Genomic DNA, 15,497 nt, shown 5'->3' with positions numbered 1-15,497 from the left:
ACAGCCGAACGTGTGAGAGCTTCCACCAGAAGTTCAGATAAGCTCAAGCCTTACCTGCCCGTCAGCGCAGCCGGGACGACCCCCCAGTCTCAGCGCGGTCCGCTTCATCCCGGGTCGCCGCTGACCGCCGTGCGGCTCCCATGCCGCCGGGACGGAGGTGATGTGTGGAGATCCTGCTGCTGGTGACCGCGCGCGCAGGCGAACCATCCGCCGTGCTGCCGGCCCTGGACCTGCTGCCCCACTCGGTTCGTACCGCCCCCCGCGACGTCCGCACCCTGGTGTCCGGCCCGAGCCCGGACGCCGTACTGGTCGACGCCCGCTCCGAGCTGAGCGAGGCGCGCGCCACCTGCCGGATGCTGCACGCCACCGGGCTCGGCGTGCCACTGCTCGCGGTGGTCACCGAGGCCGGCCTGATCGCGCTGAACGCGGACTGGGGCGTCGACGACGTCATCCTGGCCACCGCCGGCCCGGCCGAGGTCGAGGCCCGGCTGCGGCTGGCCGTGGGCCGGCTGAGCAACGCCACCGCCGCCGCCGGCGGGCTGATCCGCGCCGGTGAGCTGACCATCGACCCCGACACCTACGCGGCGAAGCTCAAGGGCCGGCCGCTCGACCTGACCTACAAGGAGTTCGAGCTGCTCAAGTTCCTGGCGCAGCACCCGGGCCGGGTCTTCACCCGGGACCAGCTGCTGCGCGAGGTCTGGGGCTACGACTACTTCGGCGGCACCCGCACGGTCGACGTGCACGTACGGCGGCTGCGCGCCAAGCTCGGTTCGGAGTACGAGTCGATGATCGGGACCGTCCGTCAGGTCGGCTACAAGTTCGTCACCCCGCCGTCCCGGCCGCTGCCGGAGACGGAGAGCATTCCGCTGCCCGTCTGAGGAGGGGTCCACGCGCACCTTCGCCAGGAGGCCACCCGGTTCACCGGGTGGCCTTCCGGCGTACCGGGCCCGGGATGGCGGCCGGGCTCGTACCGAGTTTCATGATCGATGCGTCATTCAGCCACTTTTGATATCAAATCTACATACTCTGGACGGCATGTCGAGGACCCGGATGCTCATCGCGGCCGTACTGGTCGTCGGCGCGGTCCTGGGTAGCGCGTACGCGCTCGGGCGCCTCCTGGGCACCGCGGACGACCGGCAACGGCCCACCGCCGCCGGCTCCCCGTCGGCCCCGCCGACCAGCCGACCCGCCCTGCCGAGCCCGACCGCCACCGCACGCCCCGGCGACCCGGAGGTGCCGGGAACACCGCGCCGGCTCGGTCCCGAACGCGGCGGACCGTACGGCGCCCGGATCACCACCGGCTCCGCGCAGTTGGCACTCACCTTCGACGACGGGCCGGACCCCCGCTACACCCCGCAGACCCTCGCCCTGCTGCGCCGCTACGGCGTCAAGGCCACCTTCTGCCTGGTCGGCGTCAACGTCCGGGCCCACCCCGAACTGGTCCGCGCCATCGCCGCCGACGGGCACGCGCTCTGCAACCACTCCTGGGCACACGACGTGGGACTCGGCAGCCGCTCCGGCGCCACGATCCTGACCGACCTGGCGCGTACCAACCAGGCGATCCGGGCCGCCGTACCCGGGGCGTCGATCGCGTACTTCCGCCAACCCGGCGGCGCGTGGACCCCGTCGGTGGTCACGGCGGCCCGGAAACTGAACATGACCTCGCTGCACTGGACGGTCGACCCGCGGGACTGGACCCGTCCCGGCGCCGGCAGGATCACCGGCACCGTCACGTCCAGCGTCTTCCCCGGCGCCATCGTGCTGCTGCACGACGCCGGTGGCGACCGGCAGGGCACGGTCAACGCGCTCCGCGCGGTCCTGCCCAACCTGACCCGGCGCTTCCGGCTCGCCGCGCTGCCGACCGACGTGCCCCGGGCGCAGCCGTCGAGCGCGCAGCCGGCCCAGGCACCGGGCGGACCGCTGGCCGGGCCCTCGGACGACACGCCGGCCCACCCACCGGCCCACTCCTGACCCGGCGCGGCGCGCGGACGCCGCCGGGTCCCGCGTACCGGGGTCTACGGTGTTGAGGTGAGCAGCGGGATGGCGGCACCACGCCGGGGGACGCGACTGGAACGGCTCGACGGGCTCGACCCGGCGACGGTCGAAGCGGTGTTGGCGCTGGCCGCGGTGGCGAGCGCCGCCGACGGGGCGGACCCGCTCTCCGACCAGGTGACGTTGCCGCTCCGGCACGGCGGCACCACCTCCGGCACCCACCTGACGATCCGGCAGCCGGACGGGACGCTGGCCGGGTACGCCCACCTCACGGTGGAGCCGACCGGTGGGGCGAGCGCCGAGCTGGTCGTACACCCGATGCACCGGCGGCGGGGGGCGGGCCGCGCCCTGGTCGAGGAGCTGCTGGCCGGGTCGGCACCGGGCCGCGCGGAAGGCGGGCCGCTGCTGGTCTGGGCGCACGGCGACCATCCGGCCGCCGCCGCCCTCGCGCTGGACCTGGGTCTTGCCCGCTCCCGGGTGCTGTGGCAGCTCCGCCGGCCGCTGCGGGGGCCGCTGCCCGACCCGCGCCTGCCCGCCGGGGTGTCGCTGCGGGCGTTCCGCCCCGGCGAGGACGACGAGGCCTGGCTGACGGTCAACCGGCGGGCCTTCGCCGACCATCCCGAGCAGGGCCGGTGGAGCCCGGACGACCTGCGGCTGCGCCTGGCCGAGCCGTGGTTCGACCCGGCCGGGTTCCTGCTCGCGGTGCAGGAGTCGAGCGGGCGGCTGCTCGGCTTCCACTGGACCAGGGTGCACGCGGGTGCGGCGCCCGGCGGGTCCGGCCCGGCGCCGGCCGGCGCCGGAGCGATCGGTGAGGTGTACGTCCTCGGCGTGGACCCCGACACGCACGGTCTCGGGCTGGGCCGGGCACTCACGCTCGCCGGACTGCGGCACCTGCGGGACCGCGGCCTGACCCGGGTCATGCTCTACGTGGACGAGTCCAACACCGGCGCGATGGCGCTCTACACCCGGCTCGGCTTCGCCAACTGGGTACGGCACGTTCAGTACCGGTGGATCGCGGCCGAGGCCGAACAGCCCGGTGCGACGGCGCGCCCCGGCGACCCGGCGGGCGCACCGCTGCCCGACGCCGAGCGCGAGGCCGCCTGACCGGCGCGCGCCCGGGACCCGAAATCGCCCCAGGCGGCGCCACCGGTCCCACGGTTCACGGAACGGACATCTCACCCTCAGGATCCGGTCATACAGCCGGTCACCCCTGTTCACCCTGCGTTCACTCGTGACCGGCAAACCGGCTACCTGGCGCTCCTACCTTCCCTAATAGTCGGTCACCAGCCGGCTCCGGGCGACGCCCCGGGTTGCTCCGTACAAGGTGAAGGGAACCTTTCAGGTGAAGCTCCAGCGGCACGGCACCATTGCCTGCCTCGCTCTGGCCACGGCACTGGCAGTCAGCGCGTGCGGCTCGGACAATAACGAGCCGACCGAGGTGGCGGGCTCCGGCTCCGCCGCGGCCGACTGTGCGACCGGCACCATCAACGCCCAGGGTTCCTCCGCGCAGAAGAACGCGGTCGACGAGTGGCGCAAGGCGTACCAGCAGAAGTGCTCCGGTTCGACGATCAACTACGAGCCCAGCGGCTCCGGCGCCGGCATCCAGGCCTTCCTCGCCGGCACCGCGGACTTCGCCGGCTCGGACTCGGCGCTCAAGGAGGACGAGCAGCCGAAGGCCGACGCCAAGTGCCCCGACGGCAAGGCGATCCACCTGCCGATGGTGATCGGCCCGGTGGCCGTCGCCTACAACGTCAGCGGCCTCGACAACCTCCAGCTCAAGCCGGCCACCCTGGCGAAGATCTTCGCCGGCACGGTCAAGAAGTGGGACGACGCGGCGATCAAGGCCGACAACCCCGGCGTGACCCTGCCGTCGACCACGATCCAGACCGTCCACCGCTCCGACGAGTCGGGCACCACGGACAACTTCACCGACTTCCTCGGCAAGACCGCCGCCGCTGACTGGACCTTCGGCAAGGGCAAGGCCTGGAAGGCCCCGGGCGGCACCGGTGCGGCCAAGTCCGACGGCGTGGCCAGCGCCATCAAGCAAGCGGACGGCAGCATCGGCTACGTCGAGTGGTCGTACGCCGAGAACAGCGCCCTGAAGATGGCCAAGATCGGCAACGGGGCCGGCGAGTTCGCCGAGCTGACCGCCGAGTCGGCCGGCAAGACCATCGCCGGCGCCGAGGTGACCGGCCAGGGCAACGACCTGAAGATGTCGATCGACTTCAACACCAAGGAGGCGGGTGCCTACCCGATCGTCCTGGTGACCTACGAGATCGTCTGCGACAAGGGCCTCGCCGCCGACAAGCTGGCGCTGGTCAAGGGCTTCCTTGGCCACGCCGCCAGCACCGAGGGGCAGGCCGCGCTGACCGAGCTGGGCTACGCCCCGCTGCCGGAGGCGGTCCGTACCAAGGTCGAGGCCGCGGTCAAGGCCCTCGCCTGAGCCACGCGCCACCAATCCTCATAACTTCGTCAACGGAGCGAGCGAGCAGATGGGCGACACCCCAGACCGCTCGGCCAACGCCGGCACCGGCGGATCGCGCGTGACCACCAGTCACGCCCGGTCCGCCGGTGCCGCGCTGTCGGTCGACGTACCAGTGACACCCGCGAACCCCGCTCCGGACGGAGGGGGGGATGATGCCGGCGACCGGATGGGCGGCGGCGGGGCGCTGCCCCGGCGGAGCGCCTTCGGCGCGGAACGCGTCTTCCGCAACCTCACCCTCGCCGCCGGCGTGGTGGTGCTCGGCATCATCCTGGCGATCGCGATCTTCCTGGTCGCCAAGGCCGTACCGGCACTGAACGCCAACACCGCCAACTTCTTCACCTTCGAGGGCTGGTTCCCCAACGAGGCCGACCCGAGGTTCGGCATCGGGGCGCTGGCCTTCGGGACCGTGCTCACCTCGATCCTGGCCCTGCTGCTGGCCGTACCGGTCGCGCTGGGCATCGCGCTCTACCTGTCCCACTACGCGCCCCGCCGGCTCGGCACCGTGCTGGGCTTCCTGATCGACCTGCTGGCGGCGGTGCCCAGCGTGGTCTTCGGGCTCTGGGGCCGGGACTACTTCTACGGCCCGGTCCGGGACCTCTCCGGCTGGCTGAACAGGTACTTCGGCTGGATCCCGATCTTCGGTGGGGACGGCCCGTTCGGCCGTTCGATCCTGCTCGGCTCGCTGGTCCTGGCGATCATGGTGCTGCCGATCATCACCTCGCTCTCCCGCGAGGTCTTCCGGCAGACCCCGACCGCCAACGAGGAGGCCGCGCTCGCCCTCGGCGCCACCAAGTGGGAGATGATCCGCACCGCCGTACTGCCGTACGGGCGGCCGGGGGTCATCGGCGCCACCATGCTCGGCCTGGGCCGGGCGCTCGGCGAGACGATCGCCCTGGCGATGACCCTCGGCATCGTCTCGAAGATCTCGTTCAACATCATCGAGAACGGCGGCAACACCGTCGCCGCCAACATCGCGAACTCGTTCGGCGAGGCCAACGACGTCGGCCGCGGCGCCCTGATCGCCTCCGGGCTGGTGCTCTTCTCCATCACGCTGATCGTCAACATCACCGCGCGGGCCGTCATCTACCGGCGCCGGGAGTTCACGGAGTCTGCCGCATGACCACTCTGGATACCGCTCCCCCGCCGGTCGCGCCCGGCCGGGACACCCCGCTGCGCACCCGGCGGCTGCCGGTCGCCGCCGTGATCGGCATCGCGGTCGCGGCCCTGGCCGTGGCCGCCGGGCTCGTCTACGGCACCGACATCGGCGGTACGGCGCTGGTGGTCTTCCTCGCCGTGCTGTTCTACCTGGTCGGACTCTTCCTGGCGAGCACCGCCGTGGAGGGGCGCCGGCAGGCGCGCAACCGCACCTGGAGCGCGCTGATCCACTCCGCCTTCGTCCTCGCCCTGCTGCCGCTGGTCTCCGTGGTCTGGACGCTGGTCAGCAAGGGCATGGAGCGCCTCGACGGCAACTTCTTCGGCACCTCGATGAACAACATCGGGGCCCGGGACCCGAGCGGCGGGGCGTACCACGCGATCATCGGGACGCTGGAGCAGGTCGGCATCGCCACCCTGATCACCGTCCCGCTCGGCATCGCCTGCGCCATCTACATCGTCGAGTACGGGCGGGGACGCTTCGCCTTCACGATCCGGTTCTTCGTCGACGTGATGACCGGCATCCCGTCCATCGTCGCCGGCCTGTTCGTGCTCGCCTTCTGGATCCTGATCGTGTCGCCGATGTTCAACAACGGCCGGCCCGGCTACTCCGGCTTCGCCGCCTCACTGGCGCTGAGCGTCCTGATGCTGCCGACCATCGTCCGGTCCACCGAGGAGATGCTCCGGCTCGTACCGGCGCCGCTGCGGGAGGGCTCGTACGCGCTCGGCATCCCGAAGTGGAAGACGATCCTGCGGATCGTGCTCCCCACCGCGCTGCCCGGCATCGTCACCGGCGTCATGCTGGCCATCGCCCGGGCGGCCGGCGAGACGGCGCCGGTGCTGCTGGTCGCCGGCGGTGGCGCGGCGATCAACTTCAACCCGTTCGAGAACAACCAGTCGTCGCTGGCGCTCTACGTCTACCAGCAGGCCGGAGACGCCTCCCGGTACGCCCCCGCCCGCGCCTGGGCGGCCGCACTCACCCTCGTCGCCCTCGTCCTGATCCTGACGATCGCGGCCAAACTGCTGGCCCGCCGCAACCGGTTCAGCCGTTAGTCCCCGGCCCAGCTCGAAGGGAAAGGAAACCCACCATGGCCAAGCGAATCGACGCCCTCAACGTCACCGCCTACTACGGCTCCTTCAAGGCGATCGAGGACATCAACCTCGTGGTCGAGCCGAAGACCGTGACCGCCCTCATCGGTCCCTCCGGCTGCGGCAAGTCGACCTTCCTGCGCACCGTCAACCGGATGCACGAGGTGCTGCCGGGTGCCCGGGTCGACGGCCGGCTGACCATCGACGACCAGGACATCTACGAGCGGGACGTGGACGTGACCGCGGTCCGGCGGATGATCGGCATGGTCTTCCAGCGGCCCAACCCGTTCCCCACCATGTCGATCTTCGACAACGTCGTCGCCGGGCTGCGGCTCAACGGCGTACGGCGCAAGTCGATCCTGGAGGAGGCCGCCGAGCGGGCGCTGCGCTCGGCCAACCTCTGGGACGAGGTCAAGGACCGGCTCGGCAAGCCGGGCGCGGGGCTCTCCGGCGGGCAGCAGCAGCGGCTCTGCATCGCCCGGACCATCGCGGTCGAGCCGCAGGTGGTGCTGATGGACGAGCCCTGCTCGGCGCTGGACCCGATCTCCACCCTGGCGATCGAGGACCTGATGTTCAAGCTGAAGGACCGCTACACGATCATCATCGTGACGCACAACATGCAGCAGGCGGCCCGGGTCTCCGACCGTACGGCCTTCTTCTCGATCGAGCGCACCGGCGACCCCGGCCGCCTCATCGAGTACGACGACACCCAGAAGATCTTCAGCAACCCGGGTGTGAAGAAGACCGAGGACTACATCACCGGCCGCTTCGGCTGAGGTGTAAGGAAGGGCCCCTTCTTATCGCTTTTTGTATAGGAAGGGCCCCCTCCTAACGCCCCGGGGGGCGGGTCAGTCGATGACGAAGCGGGGTTCGCCGGACAGGTCGAGCCGGGGCATGACCGGGCTGGCGGCGTCCCGCGTGCCGGCGGCGGCCGGTACCGCGGCCAGGTCCGGGCAGGTCCCGATCTCGTCCAGCGTGACGAGGGTGGGCGGCAGCATCGTGAGCTCCCCCGCTGCCGCCCGGGCCAGCGCGTCCGCCGGGCGGATCCACATCGTGTGGTCGGCCTCCCCGGAGACGTCCCGGGTCCGCTGTCCCGCCGGCAGCGTCGCCACGAAGAAGTGCGTGTCGAAGCGGCGCGGCTCGAACTCCGGGGTGACCCAGCGGCTCCACGGCAGCAGCAGGTCGGCGCGGAGCGTCAGCCGGCAGTCCCGCAGCAGGTCCGCGAAGCCGGTACGCCGACCGACCAGCGCCTGCCGGCAGCGCTCCCAGTCGTCGCCGCTGACGTCGTCGAGCAGGTCGTCCGGGTGCCGGCCGGCGAGCAGCACCCCGGACTCCTCGAAGACCTCCCGGGCCGCCGCGCAGACCACCGCCTGGGCGGCCGCGGACGACAGGCCGAGCCGGTCACCCCACTGCGCCGGGGTGGGGCCGGACCAGTCCAACCGCACCTCCGAGTCCGCCGGGTCGACCGAACCACCCGGAAAGGCGTACATCCCGCCGAAGGCCATCGCGGCGAGCCGGCGGATGACGTACACCTGGAAGCCCGGCGCGTCCGGGCGGAGCAGCAGCACGGTGGCGGCCGGACGCGGCGACGCCGGGGTACGGCCCTCGGCGTGGAACCGGCGGGCGTGCTCGACGACCGAGTCCGGGGCGGCAAAACTCGTCATGGTGGCAGGGTAGCCAGCCGACCCCGATGCCGCGATCTTGCCTGGTGGGGCCCGGGGCGGCCGTCCCGGGGCGCTCGGCTACGGTGCCGGCATGACTCGTTGGGGCATCCTCGCCACCGGCCGCATCGCCGCCACCTTCGTCGAAGACCTCCGGCTGCTGCCGGACGCCGAGGTCGTCGCGGTCGGGTCACGGTCGGCCGACACCGCGCGCGCCTTCGCCGACCGGCACGGCATCCCCCGGGCGTACGGGTCGTGGCCGGAACTCGCCGCCGACCCCGAGGTCGACGTGGTGTACGTCGCCACCCCGCACGCCGCGCACCTGGACGCGACGCTGACCTGCCTGTCCGCCGGGAAGGCGGTGCTCTGCGAGAAGCCGATCACCCTGGACCGGGCGGGCGCGCAGCGGCTCGTCGACACCGCCCGCGCCAACGACCTGTTCCTGATGGAGGCGATGTGGATGCGGTGCAACCCCGCCGTCCTCCGGGTCCAGGAGCTGATCGCCGAGGGGGCCGTCGGCGAGGTGACCAGCGTGCAGGCGGACTTCGGGGTGGCCGGGCCGTTCCCGCCGGAGCACCGGATGCGGGCCCGGGCGCTCGGCGGGGGCGCCCTGCTGGACCTGGGGGTCTACCCGGTCGGCCTGGCGCACCTGCTGCTCGGCGCCCCGGACCACGTACGGGCCTGGGCGAAACTGGGCCCGGAGGGCGTCGACGAGAACACCGGCATCGTCCTGGGCTACGACTCGGGCGCGGTGGCCAGCCTCACCTGCGGGATGATCGGCGCGACCCCGGTGGCCGCGACGATCACCGGTACCACCGGCCGGATCGAGCTGGCCCCGCCCTTCTACCGCCCGGCCCGGGTCACCCTGCACGGCGCGGGGACCGGCGGACCGGTGGAGGTTCCCGTCGACCTGACCGGCGGCGGCTACCAGTACGAGGCGGCCGAGGTGCAGCGCTGCCTGCGGGAGGGCCTGCGGGAGAGCCCGCTCGTACCGCACGCCGCCACCCTGGAGGTGATGGGTCTGCTGGACACCATCCGCGCCCAGATCGGCGTCACCTACCCCTGACCCCGCCGGCCGCCGCCGGCTCCGGGCCGGCCGGCGCCCGCCGCCGCGCCCGCTTGATCGGCGTGATCAGGGAGCGGTCACCCCGACGCGCCGACGACGCGCGGGAAGCGCTCCCTGATCACGGGGATCATTAGAAGAGGGGGTTGACCAGGAGGTACATCAGGGCGCCGATAGAGCCGGCGGCCGGGAAGGTCAGCACCCAGGCGCCGACGATGTTGCCGGCCACGCCCCACCGTACGGCCGAGAGCCGCTTGGTCGCGCCGACGCCCATGATCGCCGAGGTGATGGTGTGCGTGGTGGAGATCGGCGCACCCAGCACCAGGGCGTTGAAGTAGAGCACGCCGGAGGCCACCGTCTCGGCGGCGAAGCCCTCCGGCGGCCGGAGGTCGATGATCTTCCGGCCGAGGGTACGGATGATCCGCCACCCGCCCGCGTACGTGCCCAGGGCGAGCACGGTCGCCGAGGTCCAGAAGGCCCACTCGGGGATCGTCTCGGCGGTGTCCTGGTAGCCGCCGACGAAGAGCGCGAGCACCACGATGCCGATGGTCTTCGCCGCGTCCTGCATGCCGTGCCCGATCGACATGGCCGCCGCCGAGGCGGTCTGGGCCCACCGGAATCCCCGGTTCAGCCGGCCGGGCTGGCCGTTCCGGAAGATCCACTGAACCGCGATCATGACGATGTAACCGAGCAGGAAGCCGACCAGCGGGGAGAGGATCATCGGCAGCACGACGCTCTCCCCGATGCCCTTCCAGAGCACGGTGTGTGACGCGGCCAGCGTCGAGCCGACCAGCCCGCCGATCAGCGCGTGCGACGAGGACGACGGCAGGCCGAAGTACCAGGTGACCAGGTTCCAGGTGATCGCGCCGATCACGCCGGCGAAGACGATGCCCAGGCTGGAGACCCCGGTCGGCAGGGAGACCAGGCCGCTGCCGACCGTCTTGGCCACGTCGGCGCCGAAGTGCGCGCCGATGAAGTTGCCGATGGCGGCCATGCCGAGCGCCACCCGGGGGGTGAGCGCCCGGGTGGAGATGCTGGTGGCGATCGCGTTCGCGGCGTCGTGGAAACCGTTGGTGTAGTCGAACACCAGTGCGACAGCGATCACCGCCAGTACGGCGATGAGTTCAGGTTCCACGGGTCAGCTTTCCTTGACCGCGATGGTCTCGACCGTGTTCGCCACGTGCTCGAAGGCGTCACAGGCCGCCTCCAGCTCGTCGGCGACCTCCTTCATCTTGAGCACCGTCAGCGCGTCGTACTCGCCGGAGAAGAGCCGGACCAGCAGCATCCGGTACGCCTGGTCGCCGTCGTTCTCCAGCCGGTTGCACTCGATCCAGTAGTCCTCGAGGTCCTTCATCGCCTTGAGCCGGGGCATCGCGTCGGCGGTGAGCTTCGCCTGCTGGTCCAGCACGTTCACCAGCTCGTGCATCTCCCGGGGCAGCGACGGCAGCTTGGTCAGGCCGTACAGGTAGAGCAGGTTGCCGACCGCCTCCAGGTGGTCCATCACGTCGTCGAGCAGCGAGCCGAGCCGGTAGATGTCCTCCCGGTCGAACGGCGTGACGAAGGTAGAGTTGATCTTCTTGTAGAGCTCGTGGGTGATCTGGTCGCTGTCGTGCTCGACCTCGGTGAGTCGTTCGCTGACGGACTGGACGTCGACGCCGGGCAGGGCCAACTCGTTGAGCAGTTCGGTGCCTCGCACGAGGTTCTGCGCGGCCCTGGTGAACAACTCGTAGAAGGCGCCCTCGGAGGGACGGAGAGAAAACTTCACGGCACGGACCTCGATGCGTTGGTGGGCGGGCGGCGGGCCGCGAGGGGCTGCCTCTGGGAGATGCTAGGAAACCTCGAATTTCGAATTTCCCCGGCCCACCCCTGGTCAGAGCCGGTTCATCTTCCATTTACCCAGAATTCATCTTGTCCTTCCGTTACCGGTCGGCCGGTCCGCCTCCGCCCGCGTGTCCGCGCCGCGCACCGGCGGCACGCCGGCGGGGGCGAGGCCTTGGCGCGGCCCGCGCCACACCTCGGGGAGGCCCCTGGGGAGCAGGCACCGGGTTGGGGGACCATTGTCCCGGACGGGGAGGCGCCGATGCGGGACCTGGGGACCGAATTCGAGGCCGAGCGCGACCATCTCACCGGGGTCGCCTACCGGATGCTGGGCAGCCGGGCGGAGGCGGAGGACGCCGTCCAGGAGACCTGGCTGCGCTACGCCGCCGCGCTGGCCGACCCGGACGCCCGCGCCGGCATACGTGACCTGCGCGCCTGGCTGACCACCACGACCGCCCGGATCTGCCTCGACGTGCTCCGCTCCGCCCGGGTACGCCGGGAGGCCTACCCCGGCCAGTGGCTGCCGGAGCCGATCGTCGAGGCGCTGCCCGGCTCGCCCGGCCCGGCCGGCGCCGGCACCTCCGGCCTCCTCGGCGGCTTCGCCCCCGACCCGGCCGAGCGGGCCGCCCGGGCCGACGAGGTCGGACTCGCGCTGCTTCTCGTCCTGGAACGGCTCTCCCCCGAGCAGCGGGTGGCCTTCGTCCTGCACGACGTCTTCGCCGTACCCTTCGCCCAGATCGCGACCGTGCTCGGCACGACCCCGGCGGCGGCCCGGCAACTCGCCGCGCGCGGACGCCGGGCGGTGGTCGAGGGCAGCCCTCGGCAGCCGGCCGGCCCGGCCGAACACCGGCGCCTGCTGGCCGCGTTCCTCGACGCCGTCGAGACCGGCGACGTGCAGCGGCTGCTCGCGGTGCTCGCGCCGGATGTGGTCTTCGTCGGCGACGGGGGCGGGCTCTTCCCGACCGCCCGCAACCCGGTCACCGGCGCGGAGAAGGCCGCCCGGCTCGCGGTGGGCCTGTTCCGGCGCGCGAACGAGCGGACCAGCCGGCTGCGGGCCCGGTTGGTGCTGGTCAACGGCACCCTGGGGGTCCAGGTGGCGGCGGAGTACCGGCCCGGCCAGCCGTTGCGCGGAGTCATGTGGTTCGTCGCCGACGCCGGCCGGATCAGCGGGATCTACCACCAGGTCAACCCCGCCAAGCTGACCCGGGTGCCGGAACTCGGCCCGGACGAGGGCAGCTGGCCCGTCGTCCGGTAGCGCGCCGGGTCAGACGACCAGGGCCAGCCACTTCCGGTACGCCGTCGCGAACGGCTCGGTGCCGTCACCGAGCGCGCCGTAGAGCCACCGCGCGGCGGCCTCCGCCTCCGCCACCAGCTCCTCCGGGTAGCCGAACCGCACCCGGTGCTCGGCGAACTCGTCCTCGTCGCGCAACTCCACCAGGCCGGTGCCCCGACGGCGGACCACGTCCAGGTCGAGGTCGAACAGGTGGACGGTGTCCCCGTCCCAGCGGGCCGGACTGGCGATGTCGCAGTAGACCTCGCTGGTGCGCGGCGGCGGGTTGAACATCGCGCTCCACCACGCCTCGTGCGGTACGAGCAGCACGAACGGGATCTGCTCCACCGAGGGGCGGCCGTGGTAGACGGACCGGGTGCCGAGGGTCACGCCGAGCCAGGTGCCCAGGTCGTCCTCGGCGAGCCTGCGGGCGGGGTAGTCCCGGTGCGCGGTGCCGTCGTACTTGCGGTAGACGACCCGGACCACATCGCTGCGCATGCCCGCACCCTAACCGATGTGGCCCAACACCCGCCGTGGCCGAGGCAACCGGCAGGCATCGGTTCGACAACTGCCGGCTGTCGGGTACCGGACCGACACCGGCCAGCCCGTCTCGGCCGCCGGAGAGCCGGTACCGGGACCGGCCGTCGCACCCGGCGGACCCGCCGGTGCGGGAGCGCGACGGGCGTCGGGGCCGACGGGTACGGTCGCACGGTGACCGCGCCCGCCACAGACGCCAGCCTGTTCGACACGACCGGCGCCGGGGCGGTGCAGCCCGACGCCCCGGCGCCCGTCCGGCCCCGCGGCCGGCGGCGGGCCGGCCGGCCGAGCGGCACCGACCTGCTGGCCGCCGCGGTGGGCGCCGTTCCGGGCGGCGCCGCCCGGCCGGGGCAGCAGCAGATGGCCGCCGCGATCGAGGAGTGCGTCTCCTCCGGTGAGCACCTGCTGGTGCAGGCCGGCACCGGCACCGGCAAGTCGCTGGCCTACCTCGCCCCGGCACTGACCGTCGACGGCCCGGTGGTGGTCTCCACCGCCACCCTGGCGTTGCAGTCCCAACTCGTCGAGCACGACCTGCCCCGGCTGGCCGACGCGGTCGCCCCGGTGCTCGGCCGGCGGCCGACGTTCGCGGTGTTGAAGGGGCGGCACCACTATCTCTGTCTGGCCCGGCTGGACAACTCCACAGAGGACGAGCCGGAGGACGCGCTCTTCGACACGCCGGGTCGCGCCGGGGGCGGCACGAAGTGGCTCGGCGAGGCCGGACGGCTGGGCAAGCAGATCCAGCGGCTGCGCGACTGGGCCATGGAGACCGGCACCGGCGACCGCGACGAGCTGGACCCGGGCGTCGACGACCACGCCTGGCGGCTGGTCTCCATGCCGGCCCGCGAGTGCGTCGGCGCGGCCCGGTGCCCGTTCGGGGCCGAGTGCTTCGCCGAGGCGTCCCGGGCGCGGGCCCGGGAGGCCGACGTGGTGGTGACCAACCACAGTCTGCTCGCCGTCGACATGCTCGCCGGCCGGCACATCGTGCCCCCGCACAAGCTGCTGGTGATCGACGAGGCACACGAACTGGCCGACCGGGTCTCCTCGGCGGCCCAGGCCGAACTGGTGCCGGAGCTGATCGACCGGGCGGCCCGGCGTACCCGGCCGCTGCTGCCGCCGGAGGTGGCCGAGGCGCTGGTCGAGGCCGGTGACGCGCTCACCGTCGGGCTGGCCGAGACGCCGGCCGGGCGGATCGTCGCCGGGCTGCCGAGCCCTCTGGTGCAGGCCTGCACCCTGCTCGACGCCGCCACCCGGGCCGCGCTGGACAAGATCGGCGACGTCAAGGCCGACGACCCCGATCCGGTACGCAAGCAGCAGGCCAAAGCGGTGTTGGACGAGCTGTCCAAGACCGCCCAGCGGCTGCTGGAGGAGGCCGACCACGACGTGGCCTGGGTGGAGAAGCCGGAGGGGGCGGGATCCGGGCGCCGCGCGCTGGTGGTCGCGCCGCTCTCCGTCGCCGGGACGCTCGCCACCCACCTCTACGACGAGCGCACCGTCGTCGCCACCTCGGCGACGCTGGCCCTCGGCGGCCGGTTCGACACCGTGGCCCGGGCGCTGGGGCTCGGCCCGGCCCCGATCACCGCACCGTCACCGGCGGCCACGGCCCTGGCCGACAGCACCGCCCGTCCCGGCGCCCCGGCCCGGTCCACGCCCGCCGGTACGCCCTCGGGCCGGTCCCCGGCCGGCGAGCGCGGGACGGAGGCGCCCAGCGGCTGGCGCTCGCTCGACGTCGGTTCCCCGTTCGACTATCCCCGGCAGGGCATCCTCTACGTCGCCGCGCACCTGCCCCGGCCCAGCGCCTCGGGCCTGCCGGCGGCGGCCGGCGAGGAGCTGTTGGAGCTGGTCGGCGCGCTCGGTGGCCGTACCCTCGGATTGTTCTCGTCCCGGCGGGCCGCGCTCCAGGCCGCCGAGCTGCTGCGGGCCCGCACCGACCTGCCGGTGCTGCTACAGGGCGAGGAGGCGCTGCCGCTGCTGGTCCGCAAGTTCCGCGAGGACCGGGCGAGCTGCCTGTTCGGGGTGATGTCGCTCTGGCAGGGCGTGGACGTACCGGGCGACGCCTGCCAGCTGGTGGTGATCGACCGGCTGCCCTTCCCCCGCCCGGACGAACCGCTGGCGGCGGCCCGCGCGGCGGCGGTGGACGCGGGCGGAGGCTCCGGGTTCGCCTCGGTGAGCGTCCCGATCGCGGCCGTACGGCTGGCCCAGGGGGTCGGCCGGCTGATCCGCTCGACCGGTGACCGGGGCGTGGTGGCGGTGCTCGACTCCCGGTTGGAGACCGCCCGTGGCTACGGCGCCTTCCTCCGGCGGTCGCTGCCGCCGTTCTGGTACACCACCCGGCCGGAGGTCGCCCGGGGCGCCCTGGAACGGCTGGCCCGCGCCTGACCCGCGCCGCGCGCCCCGCCCGGCCGGGGCAGGGGCACGGCGCCCGGCCCTGTG

Annotated in this window: 13 protein-coding genes and 1 pseudogene; 10 read left to right on the top strand and 4 right to left on the bottom strand. The window is 72.8% G+C overall.

From position 1 onward, the window contains the following. Positions 1-164 precede the first annotated feature (164 nt). From ACQEUR_RS09080 to pstB, 7 genes and pseudogenes are all read left to right on the top strand, one after another. Positions 165-878 (top strand): winged helix-turn-helix transcriptional regulator, encoded by a 714-nt coding sequence (locus tag ACQEUR_RS09080; RefSeq protein ID WP_433028300.1) that lies wholly within the window; start codon positions 165-167, stop codon positions 876-878. Positions 879-1,035: 157 nt separating this feature from the next. Then, positions 1,036-1,971, top strand: coding sequence for a polysaccharide deacetylase family protein (locus ACQEUR_RS09075; RefSeq protein WP_433028297.1), 936 nt, complete (start codon positions 1,036-1,038; stop codon positions 1,969-1,971). Positions 1,972-2,040: 69 nt separating this feature from the next. Continuing rightward, positions 2,041-3,000, top strand: a pseudogene (mshD, locus tag ACQEUR_RS09070) (mycothiol synthase); the annotation flags it as partial. 334 nt (positions 3,001-3,334) lie between these two features. Further along, positions 3,335-4,435, top strand: a complete 1,101-nt coding sequence (pstS, locus tag ACQEUR_RS09065; RefSeq protein WP_433028294.1) for a phosphate ABC transporter substrate-binding protein PstS — start codon at positions 3,335-3,337, stop codon at positions 4,433-4,435. A 49-nt stretch (positions 4,436-4,484) separates the two neighbouring features. Further along, a complete protein-coding gene (pstC, locus tag ACQEUR_RS09060; protein ID WP_433028291.1) occupies positions 4,485-5,597 on the top strand; it encodes a phosphate ABC transporter permease subunit PstC in 1,113 nt (370 codons plus the stop codon). Continuing rightward, entirely contained in the window at positions 5,594-6,682 is a 1,089-nt protein-coding gene (gene pstA, locus ACQEUR_RS09055; protein ID WP_433028288.1) for a phosphate ABC transporter permease PstA, read from the top strand. Before pstC ends, pstA begins: the two co-directional genes overlap by 4 nt. A 35-nt stretch (positions 6,683-6,717) precedes the next feature. Continuing rightward, entirely contained in the window at positions 6,718-7,494 is a 777-nt protein-coding gene (gene pstB / locus ACQEUR_RS09050; protein ID WP_433028285.1) for a phosphate ABC transporter ATP-binding protein PstB, read from the top strand. Positions 7,495-7,566: 72 nt separating this feature from the next. Here pstB and ACQEUR_RS09045 read toward each other — a convergent pair whose 3' ends face one another. After that, positions 7,567-8,382 (bottom strand): NUDIX hydrolase, encoded by an 816-nt coding sequence (locus ACQEUR_RS09045; protein WP_433028282.1) that lies wholly within the window; start codon positions 8,380-8,382, stop codon positions 7,567-7,569. Positions 8,383-8,473: 91 nt separating this feature from the next. Here ACQEUR_RS09045 and ACQEUR_RS09040 point away from each other — a divergent pair, with 91 nt between their 5' ends. Further along, the gene (locus tag ACQEUR_RS09040) at positions 8,474-9,445 is read left to right on the top strand and encodes a Gfo/Idh/MocA family protein (RefSeq protein WP_433028279.1); all 972 of its coding nucleotides are present in this window, start codon (positions 8,474-8,476) and stop codon (positions 9,443-9,445) included. Between the two features lie 130 nt (positions 9,446-9,575). Here ACQEUR_RS09040 and ACQEUR_RS09035 read toward each other — a convergent pair whose 3' ends face one another. Together ACQEUR_RS09035 and ACQEUR_RS09030 are read right to left on the bottom strand one after the other, a co-directional pair. Beyond that, complete coding sequence (locus ACQEUR_RS09035; protein WP_433028276.1) at positions 9,576-10,577, bottom strand: anion permease; 1,002 nt, start codon at positions 10,575-10,577, stop codon at positions 9,576-9,578. Positions 10,578-10,580: 3 nt separating this feature from the next. Beyond that, a complete protein-coding gene (locus ACQEUR_RS09030) occupies positions 10,581-11,207 on the bottom strand; it encodes a DUF47 domain-containing protein (protein ID WP_433028273.1) in 627 nt (208 codons plus the stop codon). A 315-nt stretch (positions 11,208-11,522) separates the two neighbouring features. Here ACQEUR_RS09030 and sigJ point away from each other — a divergent pair, with 315 nt between their 5' ends. Then, entirely contained in the window at positions 11,523-12,515 is a 993-nt protein-coding gene (gene sigJ / locus ACQEUR_RS09025; RefSeq protein ID WP_433028270.1) for an RNA polymerase sigma factor SigJ, read from the top strand. Positions 12,516-12,524: 9 nt separating this feature from the next. On the opposite strand, the gene ACQEUR_RS09020 is transcribed toward sigJ, so the two are convergent. Next, entirely contained in the window at positions 12,525-13,028 is a 504-nt protein-coding gene (locus ACQEUR_RS09020) for a DUF402 domain-containing protein (RefSeq protein WP_433028267.1), read from the bottom strand. 339 nt (positions 13,029-13,367) lie between these two features. Here ACQEUR_RS09020 and ACQEUR_RS09015 point away from each other — a divergent pair, with 339 nt between their 5' ends. Continuing rightward, a complete protein-coding gene (locus ACQEUR_RS09015; RefSeq protein ID WP_433028969.1) occupies positions 13,368-15,443 on the top strand; it encodes an ATP-dependent DNA helicase in 2,076 nt (691 codons plus the stop codon). The last annotated feature ends 54 nt before the right edge of the window (positions 15,444-15,497 follow it).

Origin of the sequence: Plantactinospora sp. CA-290183 (assembly GCF_050936375.1) — a bacterium.
Taxonomy (GTDB): domain Bacteria; phylum Actinomycetota; class Actinomycetes; order Mycobacteriales; family Micromonosporaceae; genus Plantactinospora.
This window is presented reverse-complemented; position numbering and strand designations above follow the sequence as displayed.

Coding starts and splice junctions, on each gene's coding strand:
- ACQEUR_RS09020 (WP_433028267.1), bottom strand. CDS start 13,028: ATGCGCAGCGATGTGGTCCGGGTCGTCTACCGCAAGTACGACGGCACC.
- pstC (WP_433028291.1), top strand. CDS start 4,485: ATGGGCGACACCCCAGACCGCTCGGCCAACGCCGGCACCGGCGGATCG.
- pstA (WP_433028288.1), top strand. CDS start 5,594: ATGACCACTCTGGATACCGCTCCCCCGCCGGTCGCGCCCGGCCGGGAC.
- ACQEUR_RS09040 (WP_433028279.1), top strand. CDS start 8,474: ATGACTCGTTGGGGCATCCTCGCCACCGGCCGCATCGCCGCCACCTTC.
- pstB (WP_433028285.1), top strand. CDS start 6,718: ATGGCCAAGCGAATCGACGCCCTCAACGTCACCGCCTACTACGGCTCC.
- ACQEUR_RS09045 (WP_433028282.1), bottom strand. CDS start 8,382: ATGACGAGTTTTGCCGCCCCGGACTCGGTCGTCGAGCACGCCCGCCGG.
- sigJ (WP_433028270.1), top strand. CDS start 11,523: ATGCGGGACCTGGGGACCGAATTCGAGGCCGAGCGCGACCATCTCACC.
- ACQEUR_RS09075 (WP_433028297.1), top strand. CDS start 1,036: ATGTCGAGGACCCGGATGCTCATCGCGGCCGTACTGGTCGTCGGCGCG.